The organism is Streptomyces sp. NPDC001401 (assembly GCF_042895385.1).
Lineage (GTDB): Bacteria > Actinomycetota > Actinomycetes > Streptomycetales > Streptomycetaceae > Streptomyces.
On sequence record NZ_JBIAWI010000015.1, the window covers coordinates 19,006 to 33,296 of the forward strand.

Annotated in this window: 12 protein-coding genes and 1 pseudogene; 6 read left to right on the plus strand and 7 right to left on the minus strand. The window is 70.5% G+C overall.

The window, feature by feature from the left end:
- Positions 1–114 precede the first annotated feature (114 nt).
- Positions 115–1,512: an FAD-binding oxidoreductase gene (locus ACFY10_RS37730; protein WP_390669801.1), complete on the minus strand. Its 1,398-nt coding sequence runs from the start codon at positions 1,510–1,512 to the stop codon at positions 115–117.
- Positions 1,513–1,737: 225 nt separating this feature from the next.
- Between ACFY10_RS37730 and hemB the strand changes: the two genes are divergently transcribed.
- The 3 genes and pseudogenes from hemB to ACFY10_RS37745 form a co-directional block, all read left to right on the plus strand.
- Entirely contained in the window at positions 1,738–2,730 is a 993-nt protein-coding gene (gene hemB, locus ACFY10_RS37735; protein WP_390669802.1) for a porphobilinogen synthase, read from the plus strand.
- Positions 2,731–3,044: 314 nt separating this feature from the next.
- Positions 3,045–3,413 carry a DUF805 domain-containing protein gene (locus ACFY10_RS37740; protein ID WP_390669803.1) on the plus strand — a complete coding sequence of 123 codons (369 nt, stop codon included), beginning with the start codon at positions 3,045–3,047 and terminating at the stop codon, positions 3,411–3,413.
- Between the two features lie 384 nt (positions 3,414–3,797).
- Positions 3,798–4,028 (plus strand): annotated as a pseudogene (locus tag ACFY10_RS37745) (SAM-dependent methyltransferase); the annotation flags it as partial.
- A gap of 331 nt (positions 4,029–4,359) precedes the next feature.
- Here ACFY10_RS37745 and ACFY10_RS37750 read toward each other — a convergent pair.
- A complete protein-coding gene (locus ACFY10_RS37750; RefSeq protein ID WP_390669804.1) occupies positions 4,360–5,136 on the minus strand; it encodes a DUF4253 domain-containing protein in 777 nt (258 codons plus the stop codon).
- 62 nt (positions 5,137–5,198) lie between these two features.
- Positions 5,199–5,786 (minus strand): TetR/AcrR family transcriptional regulator, encoded by a 588-nt coding sequence (locus tag ACFY10_RS37755; RefSeq protein WP_390669805.1) that lies wholly within the window; start codon positions 5,784–5,786, stop codon positions 5,199–5,201.
- 73 nt (positions 5,787–5,859) lie between these two features.
- Here ACFY10_RS37755 and ACFY10_RS37760 point away from each other — a divergent pair, with 73 nt between their 5' ends.
- On the plus strand, positions 5,860–6,684 hold the full coding sequence (locus ACFY10_RS37760; protein ID WP_390669806.1) for a class I SAM-dependent DNA methyltransferase: 825 nt from the start codon (positions 5,860–5,862) through the stop codon (positions 6,682–6,684).
- On the opposite strand, the gene ACFY10_RS37765 is transcribed toward ACFY10_RS37760, so the two are convergent.
- On the minus strand, positions 6,665–7,558 hold the full coding sequence (locus ACFY10_RS37765) for a DUF2690 domain-containing protein (RefSeq protein ID WP_390669807.1): 894 nt from the start codon (positions 7,556–7,558) through the stop codon (positions 6,665–6,667). The genes ACFY10_RS37760 and ACFY10_RS37765 overlap by 20 nt on opposite strands.
- The gene (locus ACFY10_RS37770) at positions 7,555–8,385 is read right to left on the minus strand and encodes a peptidoglycan-binding protein (protein ID WP_390669808.1); all 831 of its coding nucleotides are present in this window, start codon (positions 8,383–8,385) and stop codon (positions 7,555–7,557) included. The genes ACFY10_RS37765 and ACFY10_RS37770 overlap by 4 nt, the downstream gene beginning before the upstream one ends.
- A gap of 295 nt (positions 8,386–8,680) precedes the next feature.
- On the opposite strand from ACFY10_RS37770, the gene ACFY10_RS37775 reads away from it, so the two are divergent.
- Positions 8,681–9,145 carry a peptidoglycan-binding protein gene (locus ACFY10_RS37775; RefSeq protein ID WP_390669809.1) on the plus strand — a complete coding sequence of 155 codons (465 nt, stop codon included), beginning with the start codon at positions 8,681–8,683 and terminating at the stop codon, positions 9,143–9,145.
- A 96-nt stretch (positions 9,146–9,241) separates the two neighbouring features.
- On the opposite strand, the gene argS is transcribed toward ACFY10_RS37775, so the two are convergent.
- On the minus strand, positions 9,242–11,002 hold the full coding sequence (gene argS, locus ACFY10_RS37780; protein ID WP_390669810.1) for an arginine--tRNA ligase: 1,761 nt from the start codon (positions 11,000–11,002) through the stop codon (positions 9,242–9,244).
- A gap of 147 nt (positions 11,003–11,149) precedes the next feature.
- Here argS and lysS point away from each other — a divergent pair, with 147 nt between their 5' ends.
- A complete protein-coding gene (gene lysS / locus ACFY10_RS37785) occupies positions 11,150–12,895 on the plus strand; it encodes a lysine--tRNA ligase (protein WP_390669811.1) in 1,746 nt (581 codons plus the stop codon).
- Between the two features lie 44 nt (positions 12,896–12,939).
- Here the strand turns inward: lysS and ACFY10_RS37790 are convergent, their stop codons facing one another.
- Positions 12,940–14,196: a DUF2637 domain-containing protein gene (locus tag ACFY10_RS37790; protein WP_390669812.1), complete on the minus strand. Its 1,257-nt coding sequence runs from the start codon at positions 14,194–14,196 to the stop codon at positions 12,940–12,942.
- Between the last annotated feature and the right edge of the window lie 95 nt (positions 14,197–14,291).

Consider the following 14,291-nt stretch of genomic DNA (forward strand, 5'->3'; position numbering starts at 1 on the left):
GACGTGGCCGTCCGCCGGGGCTGAGGGGGGTGGGGGTGGGTGTCGCTCGCCCGCGCCGGCGGGGTGCCGCTGTCTTTGGGACGGGTGCCGCCCCAGCGGCACGACTGCCCGCAGCTACGCGGGTGTTACGGCGTGCCCGAAGCGCAGCAAGTTGCTCGGGTCGTAATGCGACTTCGTCTCGCTCAGGCGGGTGTAGACCTCCTCGGTCCATGCGCGCGCACGGTCCTTCTCGTCGCCCGGCCTTCCGTGCAGGTTGACCAGCGTGTGGCCGGTGCTCCACGGGGACATGGTGTTGTGGAGGGCCGTCGTGGCCGATTCCACGGCCGCGGCGGTGTTCGGGTCGGGCAGGACGCCGACCGTTTCCAGGAGGTAGCTGGCGTCGCGGGCGCAGATGGCGTCCTCGACGGGGGCGGGGCGGGAGAGTTCGCCGCCCATGTGGCGCAGCTCGATCAGGAGGAGCGGGAGGTCGGGGACGGCCGGGCCCGCCTCGGCCAGGAAGGCCGTCTGGGCGTCCGGGGGCAGTGCCTTGAGCAGGGTGCAGGCCTCGCGGGCGGGGAGCGGGTCCTCCGGGTCCAGGTAGATGCGGTCCATGGCCGCGTACGGCATTTCCTCCACCGTGTCGATGGTGACCGGGGCGGCCGCGCGGATGGGGGCCAGGAGGCTCTCGCCCTCCTTCGCGTCGCCGGTCCAGGCCAGTGCGACGCGCGCCCAGAAGCCGCCGCGCAGGGGCTCGGGGATCTGCGGGATCGGGGGCAGGCGCAGGATCGTGTATGCGCTGCACATCTGGGTGGGGAGGGTGGTCGTCCAGTCGGCCCAGGTGCGCAGGACCGTCTCCGCGTGTTCGCCGGGGAAGTAGATGCCGCCGCCCAGGACCGTGGAGAGCGGGACCAGGTCGAAGGTCAGCTCGGTCACCACTCCTACGTTGCCCTTGCCGCCGCGCAGGGCCCAGAAGAGGTCGGGTTCGGTGTCGGCGGTCGCCGTGCGCAGGGTTGCGTCGGGGGTGACGACCTGGACGGAGCGGACCCGGTCGGCCGCGTAGCCGTAGGCCCGGCCGAGGATGGGGAGACCGCCGCCCAGTGTGTAGCCGACGACGCCGGCGTCCGAGGACGAGCCGTTGAGCGGGGCGAGGCCGTAGGGGGCGGCCGCCTCCAGGACGTGGCGCCATTTCGCGCCGGCGGCGGCCGTCGCGGTGCGTTCGGCCGGGTCGATCGTCACGTCGGTCATGCGGGTGGTGCTGATGAGCAGGCCGCCGTCGATCGGGAAGTTCGCGCCGTGGCCGGTGGCCTGGACGGCTACGGGGGTGTTGGTGGCCGCGGCCCAGCGCATCGCCGTCACGATGTCGTCGGCGCCGGCCGCCCCGACCACGACGTCCGGGTTGTGGAAGGCGGACAGATTGAAGCCCGTGACCTCGGCCACGTAGGCGTCGTCGCCGGGGCGGAGGACGGGGCCGTGGATCTCCGACAGGGCGAACAGGTCCGGGGTGTGGTGCGGGGGGTGGTGGGTGGCGGTCATCTCGTCCTCCTCCTTCGCGCAGGCAGGCGTGGGTGTAGGCGTGCGCGGCGAGGGGACGGGGGCCCGGTCCTTGCTCTTCGCCCATTTCAGGGCTCTCTGCTCATTTCAGGATGGACCCCCGGGGTGGAGGGCGCATCGCGAGCGACGGCAGGCTGTGCGGTCCGGCATGCAGCCCCGACATACCGTCGGCAAAGGTGCCTGTGAGCCGGGCGTAGCGTAGGTGGCATGACGAAGTACGGATCCTTCCCCGGCACGCGGCCGCGGCGGCTGCGGACCACCCCCGTCATGCGGCGCATGGTCGCCGAGACCCGGCTGCACCCGGCGGACTTCATCCTCCCGGCCTTTGTACGAGAGGGCATCAGCGAGCCCGTGCCGATCGGCGCCATGCCCGGTGTCGTCCAGCACACGCGCGACAGCCTGAAGAAGGCGGCCGCCGAGGCGGTGGCCGCCGGGATCTCCGGGATCATGCTGTTCGGCGTGCCGGAGGAGGAGAAGAAGGACGCCCTCGGGACGCCGGGGACGGACCCGGACGGGATTCTGCAGGTCGCGATCCGTGATGTGCGGGCCGAGGTCGGGGACGATCTTCTGGTCATGTCCGATCTCTGTCTCGACGAGACGACCGATCACGGGCACTGCGGGGTACTGGACGCGGCCGGGCGCGTCGACAATGACGCCACGCTCGAGCGGTATGCCGAGATGGCGCAGGTCCAGGCCGATGCGGGAGCCCATGTGGTGGGGCCCAGCGGGATGATGGACGGGCAGATCGGGGTCGTCCGCGACGCGCTCGACCAGATCGGGCGGGAGGACGTCGCGATCCTCGCCTATACGGTGAAGTACGCGTCCGCCTTCTTCGGGCCGTTCCGGGAGGCCGTCGCCTCCTCCCTGAAGGGGGACCGGAAGACCTATCAGCAGGATCCCGCCAATGCGCGTGAGTCGCTGCGGGAGTTGGCGCTCGACCTCGAAGAGGGCGCCGACATGGTGATGGTGAAGCCGGCGGGACCGTATCTGGACATCCTGGCGCGGGTCGCGGACGCGGTGGACGTGCCGGTCGCCGCCTACCAGATCTCCGGTGAGTACTCGATGATCGAGGCCGCCGCCGAGAAGGGCTGGATCGACCGCGACCGGGCGATCCTGGAGGCGCTGACCGGGATCAAGCGGGCCGGTGCGCAGAACATCCTCACGTACTGGGCGACCGAAGTGGCGCAGAAGTTGCGCTGACTTCGACAACGGATGGGGATACTTCCGGCCTCGAATCGGCGACTTGTCGGCATCGGAACGTACTCGGTTCGGCAACGGAAGCAACTCGGTGGGAGGAACGGGCGTTGTCCGTCTTCCCAACTCCCCGCTGTCGTCGGTGGATCTGTCCGGAATTAGGTCAACCCTGGTGGGGTGGTTCGCGTCCTGAACCCCCCCACGCCGCGTTGAACTGCGCAGACGTACTGGATTGACGGGCTCTCGGCCGGGTCCATACCTTCTGCGCTTGGCCTGATCCATTCCGGATGGTCCGAACGTCGATCCCAGGGGGGACGCACATGAGCTGGTTTCTCGAGGCGCTGAAGAAGTACGCGGTGTTCAGCGGGCGCGCGCGCCGCAAGGAGTACTGGATGTACACGCTGTTCGTCGTGGTCATCTACGCCGTGCTGATCGGCATCGGCATCGGGGCCAAGGTCACGGCCGTCCTGGCTCTCGCGGGCATCTTCTACGTCGCGATCCTGCTGCCCAGCCTGGCCGTGTCCGTCCGCCGTCTGCACGACACGGGCCACTCCGGCTGGTGGATCCTCTTCGGGATCGTCCCGATCGCCGGTCCCATCACCCTGCTGGTCTTCCAGTGCTCGGACAGCCAGCCGGGCGTGAACAAGTACGGCCCGAACCCGAAGGAAGCGGCTCTGGCCCACGCCTGATCGCCTGAGCATCGAGGCCGCCCGGTTCATGACCGGGCGGCCTCTTCGCGTTCGCTGCGGCAGGAGCGTGCCCGGCAGGAGCGTGCAGGGAGCGGGTCGTTGCCGGGCCCTCGTCCTGAAGGCCTTTCCCGTCCCTGCATCCCGTCAGTGCGAACGCGGCGAGTACCAGGGCGGTGGCGGCGAGGAGGCGGGTGCGGCGGGCTCGGGCGGGCATGGTGGTACGTGCCTTCCGTGGGCGGCGGGCTGGGGGATTCCAGCCTGAGCGGTGATCGGCTCCGCGCGCCACAGTCTGCGGGCGATTCGGGACGCCGAGGCGATGGGATGGCCTCTGACCTGCAGGGATGTCATGTCCCAGGGGTTCGATACGGGACGTGTCGGGGGCCCGGGACCGGTGAGTTCACGGTGCGGGCGACGGCAAATGCCGCGGACCGGGCGGCAGTCGCCGCCAACGACCCCGTGGTGCTGGCGCACGCGCGTGCCCTGCTCGCCGGCGGACCCGACGGCCGTACGGACTACGTCGACGCCGACTTCAGGAACCCGGCGCAGATCCTCGAACAGGCCGCGAAGACCGCCGACTTCGGCCGGCCGGTCGCGCTCATGGTCCCGGTGCATCACCGGCGCGCCGCCCACGCGGCTCCCGTCCCGGAGCAGCCGGACGCCTGATCGGCAACAAGGCCTGAAGAGCAGCGGCCCGTAGCCGGGCTGTCCTGTTTGGATCAGGCCCGTAACGCGGGTGGGAGTGTGACGTTATCGAGGACGGCAGAAACTTCACATTTCGTACATGGAGGTCTCAAATGGTCGTCCCTGCTCTGCTCGCCGGTCTGGTTCTTGTCCTCCACCACGTTCTCGGCGTCATCTGAAGGCAGCCCCTACGCCGCGGTCGAGACCGGTGTGCCCACCACCGGACCGGCCGCGGCGTTTGCGTGCGGCGGCCTGCGCAGGGCCGTCAGTCCCACCAGAAGTGCCAGGCCGGCTGGTTGAGGAGCTGGTGTTCGGCGTATGCGGCCAGGGTGGTGTCCGCGCCCTGCAGGATGTTGTCCGGGCAGAACGCGAAGTGCTCGGCGGCGACGGCCTCCGCCTCGGCGAGGGTGGTGGGCGGGGCGGCGACGGACACCAGCAGCTGGTCGAAGCCGAGCGCCACGACCCGTATGCCGAAGCGGTCCTCCCAGGAGCGGAGTACGGAACACAGGCGCGCGGTGTCGCCTTCGTGGTTCGCCGGGCCCGTCCAGCCGATCGCCGCGGGGATGTCGGCGCTGCGGCGGGCGGGGACGAGAGCGAGGCGGGGTTCCTTGAGGGGGCCACCGCCGTCGAGAAGGGAGTCCACGACGTCGGAGGCCACGGATTCGGGTTCCGCGTCGGCGTCGAGGGGCCGGGCGGCGGCCGGACCGGGCCAGTCGGCGTCGTCCTCCGCGCACTCGTCCCAGAGCTCCTCCAGCACCTCCTCGGCGTCGTGATCCCCGGGGTAGGACATCTCGGCGGGCATCAACTGCCATTGCTCCGGCCCGCCATGACCGGCGCCGACATCGAGGACCACCGGAAGCAGACCGGCGGCCGGTGCCGACTGCTGGAGCGCGGCCCGGGCGCCGGGCGCCGCCCGGCCGTCGGCCAGCCACAGCAACGGCTCGTGCCACGGCCCGTCGTCCGTCGCGTTCACCAGCCCGCCCGGCGGGAGTCCGAGCCCGAGAGATGCGAGTTGTGGCAGGGGATTGGGAAGAGTCGCCATGTCAGTGACTGTAGGGCCGGTCACTGACAACGCTCCCGCAGAGGCCGTCCGGGCCGACTTGGCTACCGCACCGCACCCGCGACGACCGCCGTCACCGTTCTGTGCACCGCCGCCGCGTCCGGCGGTCCCGCCTCCCGGTCGGCGAACAGGAGGTGCGCGGCTCCGAGCAGGGTGGGCGCGAGGACGTCGACGTCGGCGTCCGCCGCGATACGGCCCAGCTCGCGCTCGGCGGCAAGGTAGCCCTTGAGCATCGCTGACGCCTCCGTCATGAGCGGGATGCCGCTCGAGCCGGCCGCCCGCAGCCGGGCGCGGAGTTCGTCCCGGGCGATGACCAGGCTCACGACGGCGATCGCCACCGCGTCGAACAGGTCAGTGATCGCGCGGATGAGGTTCCCGGCGACCGTGCCCGTTCCGGCGGCCTCCCGGAGCGCGGCGTCCATGCCGTCCAGCCGGCGGATACGGCCGAGCACCAGTTCCGCCAGAAACGCGTCGAAGTCCGCGAAGTGCCGGTGCAGAACCCCCTTCGCGCAGCCCGCCTCCGCCGTCACCGCCCTGCTGGTCAGGGCGTTCGGGCCGGCGCGCAGCAGGATGCGCTCGGCGGCGTCGAAGAGCTGCTGGCGTGGGTCGCGGATGGCAACACCTGTCGGCATACCGGCTCCTGTCACGGCACGAGTGGGCGCATGCCCATTGACGAGTGGGCGCGTGCCCACTCATAGTGGGCGCATGCCCACTTTATCGTCCGCCGAGAACCGGCCCCATCAGCGACGGGACATCGCGGAGTCGTTCGGCGTCGACGCCGAGCGCTACGACCGGGCCAGGCCCCGCTACCCGGACGCCCTGGTGGAGCGGATCGTCGCCGCGAGCCCCGGCCCCGACCTCCCCCACGTCCTCGATGTCGGCTGCGGCACCGGAATCGCCGCCCGGCAGTTCAGGGCCGCCGGGTGCAGAGTGCTCGGGGTCGAGCCCGACGCACGTATGGCCGAGCTGGCGCGGCGGCTGGAGACCGGCGTGGCTGTGGACGTGGCGAAGTTCGAGGAATGGGAGCCGGGGAAGCGGCGGTTCGACGCCGTCGTCTCCGGGACCGCCTGGCACTGGATCGACCCTGTTGCGGGGGCCGCGAAGGCGGCCCGCGTCCTCGGGCCCGGCGGGCTGCTGTCCGTCTTCTGGAACGTGGCCCGGATCCCGGCCGACCTGGCCGAAGCCGTCGCCGACGTCTGCGAACGCGTCGTGCCCGACGCCCCGTTCGACTTCCGTGCGGCCATCACCAGGCCCCCCGTGGACACGTACCGGATCATCCTCGACAAGGTGTGCGACGGGATCCGGACCGCCGGCGGCTTCGCTGAACCCGAACACTGGCGGTACGACTGGGAGTTCACCTACACCCGCGACGCCTGGCTGGACGTCATGCCCACCCACGGCGCCTTCACCCGCCTCCCGGCCGACAGCCTCGCCGAGGTCCTGGAGGCGGCCGGGAACGCCATCGACGCGCGCGGCGGCAGCATCACCATGCCGTACGCCACGATGGCCGTCACCGCGAAACGGAGTTGAAGCACTCCTCCTTGGCATCGCCCTTGCCGCCATCGCCCCTGCCGTCCGCCGTCGGCCGGAAACAGGTGCGGATGGCGGTTCCCGGGCGGGTCACCGTCATGGGGGTGTAGACGAAGTTGTCCGCGCCGACGGCGTTCTCGACCTCGGCGCCACGGACCCGGCCGCCCGCCGTCAGCTCGAGCCGGTCGCCGACCCGCGTGCCCCACATCCGCGCCCAACTCGTCCCGCACACCTTGCTGTAGCGCAGTTCCAGCCAGGCCCCGGTGGCCGTGTGATGCGTGGCGAGGGTGTCCGGTGAGGCGGCGCAGTACATCTTCATCGGGTTTCTGCCCTCGCAGGACGAAGCCCGGCAGTGCGGCCCGGGAGTGGACGTGGCCGCGGCGGTCGGCCGGGGTTCGTCGTTCTGGCGCGGCAGCACAAGCAGTGTGACCGCCACGCCGCCGAGGGCCACGGCACACACCGACGCGAGCACCGCCACCGCTGCCACACCCCGGTGACCACCGCTCTGTCCAGCCTCCGCCGGAGCCGCACGCTCGGCCGTCGGCGGATCCGGAGGCGCGACCGGATCCGCAGCCGGAGCCGCGACCGGAGACGGCGCCTGCGTCGGCGTACCCGCCCGCCCCGCCTCCGTCGCCCGTCCGCTCCACTCCGACTCCGCGATCTCCCACAGCGCCAGACAACGGCCGTCCGCCTCGCCGGCCAGACGGCACAGCTCCTGCACCGCGGCGCGCGGCGGCAGCGTCTTGCCGTTGAGGTAGCGCTCCCAGGACGACTTGCTGAACGCCGTCTTCGCCGCGAGGGCCGCCAGGCTCAGACCGGTGCGGGTTCTCAACTCCCGTAGCGCGGCGGCCAGTCGCGCCTGTTCCGGTGTCATCCCCGCAGCGCCTTCCAGGTGTGGGGGCCGACGACACCGTCCACGTCGAGCCGCGCCTGCTTCTGGAAGCGCTTGACCGCGCCCTGCGTCAGCGGGCCGAACATGCCGTCGATACCACCCGGCGAGATGCCCGCCCGGCGCAGCAGACACTGCACCTCGGCCACTTCCGGCCCGGCGTCGCCATACCCGACGGTGGCGTCCCGCGTGGGGCTGTTGCCCGCGTACCAGCGGCCGTCGGCCTGCTTCAGACGGCAGGTGTACGTGGGCACCGACACCCCGGCCGTCACGGTGACCGTGGTCGTCTCCTCCGTCGCCGCGCGGCCGCCGTGGTCCATGAGCCGCCAGGTCACCAGCACCGCCGACGAGACGGCCAGCACCAGAGCCACCGCCCCCGCCACGAGCGCGATACGCAACGACCGCGCGCCCCCGCCATCGGGGCCCGCCGACAGGATCTCCGGCTCCGGTACGGCCCCTTCGGACAAGGTCCTGCCAGTTACGGCCCCTTCGGATACGGCCCCTTCGGGAACGTCCGTATCCGGTACGGCAGTTCCGCCGCGCCCGTTCCCCCAGGCCTCGACGGCGACTTCGTGCAGTGCGAGCAGCCGGGTCGGGTCGTCGCCGCCGATCAGGGCCAACGCCTCCACGGCCTCCCGCGGCGGCAGCGAACGGCCGCCCAGATACCGCTCCCACGACTTCGGGCTGTACCCCGTCCTCGCGGCCAGCTGACGCACGCTCAGCCCGCTGTGGTCCTTCAGCCGGCGTAAGCGCACCAGTAACTGCCGGACACGCGGATCGAGTTCTGCAGGCAGCGCTTTCCAACGCGACATGGTCCCCCCACGCGTTCATGAACAGCGGCCGTGGTCAGTGGCCCCTGTACCCCGTGCCGCATTCTGCACCAGCATTCACAAGACCGCACCGGAACGTGCACCCCGCACCCATACGGAATCGGCCACCACCCGCCGACAGCCGTCCCTGCGCACCGTCGCCCCGGACCACGTCCCCGCAGGTCAACGGGCGGGACGTCCCGCGAGGACGTCACTTCCGCGGCAACCGTGGCGGCCCCCGCCGCCCACCCCGCAGTCTCGTCCCGGCACCACACACCACGATCCGAGAGGGACACGAATGCGATCGAACGCCTTGGCCAGGACCCTGGTCAGCGCCGCCGCCGTGATCGGACTCGCCGCCGGCGGCCTGGCCACCGCGGGCACCAGCTTCGCCGCGCCGGCGTCGGCCACGAGCGCCCGGACCGTCACCATCAAGGCGACGAACAACCTCGGCCTGAACACCACCGAGGGCAAGAGCGTCCAGTGCTACGTCCGCGACGCCTCCCCCGTCGGGAAGTTCGACCCCGGCACGATCGACGGCCAGCTCGGCACCAAGAGCTGGAAGGCCTGGCAGGCCTTCCTCAACGACCGTGGCTTCAACGCCGGAACCGTGGACGGCGACGTCGGCCCCAACACCATCCGCGGCCTCCAGCGCTTCCTTGTCCACATCGGCTACGACACCGGCGGCATCGACGGCGACGCAGGACCCAAGACCAGGGCCGCCTGGAAGGCGTTCGCCAACCTCGGCGGAGGCTGGTGCTGACCACACCGCCCACGGATCGGTACGCCCCGCCCGTTCAATCCGGGCGGGGCGTACCCGCATCCGCCGCCATCCTCGGCCTCGGCCGCCGTGTGGCCCTCAGAGCCGCTCGGGCGTCCTGATCCCCAGCAGCGCCATGCCCTGGTGCAGGGTGCGGGCCGTCACGTCGCACAGGAACAGACGGTTCTCGACCTGCGCCGGGGTGTCCGCCTTCAGGACCGGGCACTTGTCGTAGAACGACGTGTACAGCGACGCCAGCTGGTACAGATACGCGGCCAGCTTGTGCGGCGCGTACTCCGCGGCCGCCTCGAAGACCGTGTCGCCGAACGCGTCCAGGTGCAGGCCCAACGCCCGCTCCGCCGGGGCGAGTTCGAGCTCCGGGTGCGCGGCCGGCTTCGTCTCGCCGGCCTTGCGCAGGATCGACTGGATACGGGCGTACGCATACTGCAGGTACACGCTCGTGTCGCCGTTCAGCGACACCATCTGGTCCAGGTCGAACTTGTAGTCCCGGTTCGGCGACGTCGACAGGTCCGCGTACTTCACGGCGCCGATGCCGACCTGCGTCGCCCGCTCCTGGATCTCGTCCTCGGTGAGGTCCTGTGCCTTCTCCCGGACCACCTCGGCGGCCCGCTGCACCGCCTCGTCCAGCAGGTCCTCCAGCCGTACGGTCTCGCCCTCACGCGTCTTGAACGGCTTGCCGTCCGCGCCCAGCACCGTGCCGTAGCCCATGTTGTGCGCGGTGACGCCGTCGGTCAGCCAGCCCGCGCGCCGCGCCGCCTCGAAGACCATCTTGAAGTGCAGCGACTGGCGCACGTCCACGACGTAGAGCAGCGACGTCGCGTGCAGGTCGACGACGCGGTTGCGGATCGCGGTCAGGTCGGAGGCCGCGTAGCCGAAGCCGCCGTCGGCCTTCTGCACGATCAGCGGGACCGGCTTGTCGTCCTTGCCCCGGATCTCGTCGAAGAAGACGACGAGCGCGCCCTCGGAACGCTCCGCGACGCCCATCTCCTCCAGGAGGCGGGCGGTCTCCGGCATGCCCTCGTTGTACGCGGACTCGCCGACGATCTCGTCGTCGCGGATCTCCATGTCCAGCTTCTCGAAGACCGAGTAGAAGTAGACCTTCGACTCGTCCACGAACTGCTGCCACAGCTCGAGCGTCTCCTTGTCGCCGGACTGCAGGGCGACGACCCTCTTCCGCGCCCGCTCCTTGAACTCCTCGTCGGAGTCGAAGACCGCACGCGACGCCTTGTACACCCGGTTCAGGTTCGACATGGCCTGCTCGCCGTCGACGTCCTGAGCCGGGGCCAGCTCGCCGGGGTGCTCGAACAGGTACTGGATGAGCATGCCGAACTGGGTGCCCCAGTCGCCGATGTGGTGCCGGCCGATCGTCGTCTCGCCGGTGAAGTCGAGCATGCCGCGCAGCGCGTCGCCGATGACCGCCGAGCGCAGGTGGCCGACGTGCATCTCCTTCGCCACGTTCGGCTGGGCGTAGTCGACGACCGTGATGCCCGGGTTCTCCTTCAGCGGCACACCGAGCCGGTCGCCGTCGGCGGCACGCGCCGCGAGCGTCTCGGTGATCGCGCGGTCGGCGATCGTGATGTTCAGGAAGCCGGGCCCGGAGACCTCGACGTCCTGGATCAGCCCTTCACCGGTGACGACCTGGGAGACGACCTGCGTCGCCAGCTCCCGCGGGTTCGCCTTCGCCTTCTTCGCCAGCGCCAGGATCCCGTTGGCCTGGAAATCCGCCCGGTCACTACGTCGCAGCAGCGGGTCTGCTCCGGCGGCCTCCGGCAGGGTGGCCGAGAGCGCGGACGCGAGATGCTGCTGGACGGAGTCGCTGAGGGACTTGACCGAGGCCATAGGAAAGGGTGCCGTTCTCCTCGTGGGGATGGATATACCCAGCCAGTATCCCATGGGGGGTAAAGCCGTTTTCCCGGGCGCGAGGCGGTCTGGGAGAATGGGGCGTCAGCCGATTGACCGTACTGGCTGCCCCGGAGAAAGAAGGACGTGCCGATCGTGGCTCAGAGCACCGAGACCGCCGACTGGGTCTCCCGTTTCGCGGATGACGTCATCGAGGAGTCGGAGCGTCGGGCCCCCGGCAAACCCGTGGTCGTCGCGTCCGGCCTCTCGCCCTCCGGCCCGATCCACCTGGGCAACCTCCGCGAGGTCATGACCCCGCACCTCGTCGCCGACGAGATCCGCCGCCGCGGCCACCAGGTCCGGCACCTGATCTCCTGGGACGACTACGACCGCTACCGCAAGGTGCCGGCCGGAATCGCCGGGGTCGACGAGACCTGGGCCGAGCACATCGGCAAGCCGCTGACCTCCGTGCCCGCCCCGAAGGGGTCCGCGCACCCCAACTGGTCCGAGCACTTCAAGGCCGCCATGGTCGAGTCGCTCGCCGAGCTGGGCGTCGAGTTCGACGGGATCAGCCAGACCGAGCAGTACACCTCCGGCGTCTACCGCGAGCAGATCCTGCACGCCATCGCCCACCGCGCCGACATCGACGCGATCCTCGACCAGTACCGCACCAAGAAGGCCCCGGCGAAGCAGAAGCAGCAGCAGAAGCCCGTCGACGAGGCCGAACTGGAGGCCGAGGAGGGATCCGGCGCAGCGAGCGAGGACGACGGCAGCAGCGGCTCCGCCGGCTACTTCCCGTACAAGCCCTACTGCGGCAACTGCGAGAAGGACCTCACGACGGTCACCTCGTACGACGACGAGACGACCGAGCTGACCTACGCCTGCACCGCCTGCGGCTTCTCCGAGACCGTCCGGCTCAACGAGTTCAACCGCGGCAAGCTGGTCTGGAAGGTCGACTGGCCCATGCGCTGGGCGTACGAGGGCGTCATCTTCGAGCCGAGCGGTGTCGACCACTCGTCCCCGGGATCCTCGTTCCAGGTCGGCGGGCAGATCGTCGGGATCTTCGGCGGCAAGCAGCCCATCGGGCCGATGTACGCCTTCGTGGGCATCAGCGGCATGGCCAAGATGTCCTCCTCACGCGGCGGCGTGCCGACCCCCGGCGACGCCCTGAAGATCATGGAGCCGCAGCTCCTGCGCTGGCTGTACGCCCGGCGCCGCCCCAACCAGTCCTTCAAGATCGCCTTCGACCAGGAGATCCAGCGCCTCTACGACGAGTGGGACAAGCTGGACGGGAAGGTCACCGACGGATCGGCCCTCCCGGCGGACGTGGCGGCCCACTCGCGTGCGGTACGTACGGCCGGCGGCGAACTGCCGAAGACCTCGCGCCCGCTGCCGTACCGGACGCTGGCCTCCGTCGCCGACATCACCGCCGGGCACGAGGACCAGGCGCTGCGGATCCTGAGCGAGCTGGACCCCGCCAACCCGCTCGGCTCGCTCGACGAGGCGCGCCCCCGCTACGACAAGGCCGAGGCCTGGATCAACACGCACGTCCCCGCCGACCAGCGGACCATCGTGCGCGACGAACCCGACGCCGAACTGCTCAAGTCCCTCGACGAGGCTTCCCAGCAGTCCCTGCGGCTGCTGCTCGACGGCCTCGCCGACAACTGGTCTCTCGACGGGCTCACCCACCTCGTCTACGGCGTGCCCAAGGTGCAGGCCGGGTTCCCCGCCGACGCCACGCCCAAGGAACTGCCCGCGGAGATCAAGACCGCCCAGCGGACCTTCTTCGCGCTGCTCTACCACCTGCTCGTCGGCCGCGACACCGGTCCGCGACTGCCCACGCTGCTGCTGGCGGTGGGACACGAGCGGGTGCGGGCCCTGCTCGGGGAGTGACACGTTGAGAAAGCGCCCGGTGCCGTGCGGCACCGGGCGCTTTCTCATGCGATGTGCTCTTCCTGCATCTCCGCGTTGAGACGGTTGGAGAAGCGGTTCACCATGCGCTTGGACTCGGCCTCGGGGAGCGTGATGCCGTACGTCGCCTCGACGTCGGCAATGAACCCCTTGGGAGTGGGCGCTCCGTTCCCGCTCTTTATCGACTCACGGAAGACCTGGTAGTACGCGTCCTCGTCCGGCTCCGGCGGGCCGCCGCCCTCACCGAGCTCGCGAGTACGGCCCGGGCTGACCGGGATCTGGAAGCTGCCGGTCTCCTCCGGAGAGGGCTCCTCCCGGTACTGGTCCTGCTGGTACTCGTCCTGCTGGTACTGCTCGGCCTGCTGCTGCTCCGCGAACCACTGCGCGTACCGCTCCGGGTCGTACGTGGGGTCGTAGTCGCCGTGGTACTCGACCTGCTGCGGGTGCCGGGCGTGCAGCCACTGGCTCTCCTCCGGCAGCTCCGCCGCGGGAACGTGGTTCAGCTGCTCCACCGGCTGCGGCGCAGGCGCCGCCACAGTGGCACGGCTCTCCACCGGTGGGGCGATCTCCGCCGCCGGCGGCAGCAGCGCCGGCTCGATGCCTGCCGCCGCCAGTCCCGACGGAGCCGTCTGCGCCAGCGGAACCCCGTACCGCGCCAGCCGGAGCGGCATCAGGGACTCCACCGGAGCCTTCCGCCGCCACGCCCGGCCGAAGCGCGAACGCAACCGGGCCTGGTAGACCAGCCGCTCCTGCTCCAGCTTGATGACCTGCTCGTAGGAGCGCAGCTCCCACAGCTTCATCCGGCGCCACAGGAGAAACGTCGGAATCGGGGAGAGCATCCACCGCGTCAGGCGGACACCCTCCATGTGCTTGTCCGCCGTGATGTCGGCGATACGGCCGATCGCATGCCGGGCCGCCTCCACCGCGACCACGAACAGCACCGGGATCACCGCGTGCATGCCCACACCCAGCGGGTCCGGCCAGGCCGCCGCACCGTTGAACGCGATCGTCGCCGCCGTCAGCAGCCAGGCCGTCTGACGAAGCAGCGGGAAGGGTATGCGGATCCACGTCAGGAGAAGATCCAGGGCCAGCAGGACACAGATGCCCGCGTCGATGCCTATCGGGAAGACATACGAGAAGTTCCCGAAACCCTTCTTGATGGCCAACTCACGGACCGCCGCATACGAACCGGCGAAGCCGATGCCGGCGATGATCACGGCGCCGGAAACGACCACGCCGATGAGAATCCGGTGCATCCGAGTCAGCTGCAGTGGCGCGGCCACCCGTACTCCCCTCCCATTGCGTGCTGTTGCGCGCAACAGAGTGGCACATGTGTGCGCCCGGCGAGGTAACGGAACGGGTGGAGCCCGGTCCCCTC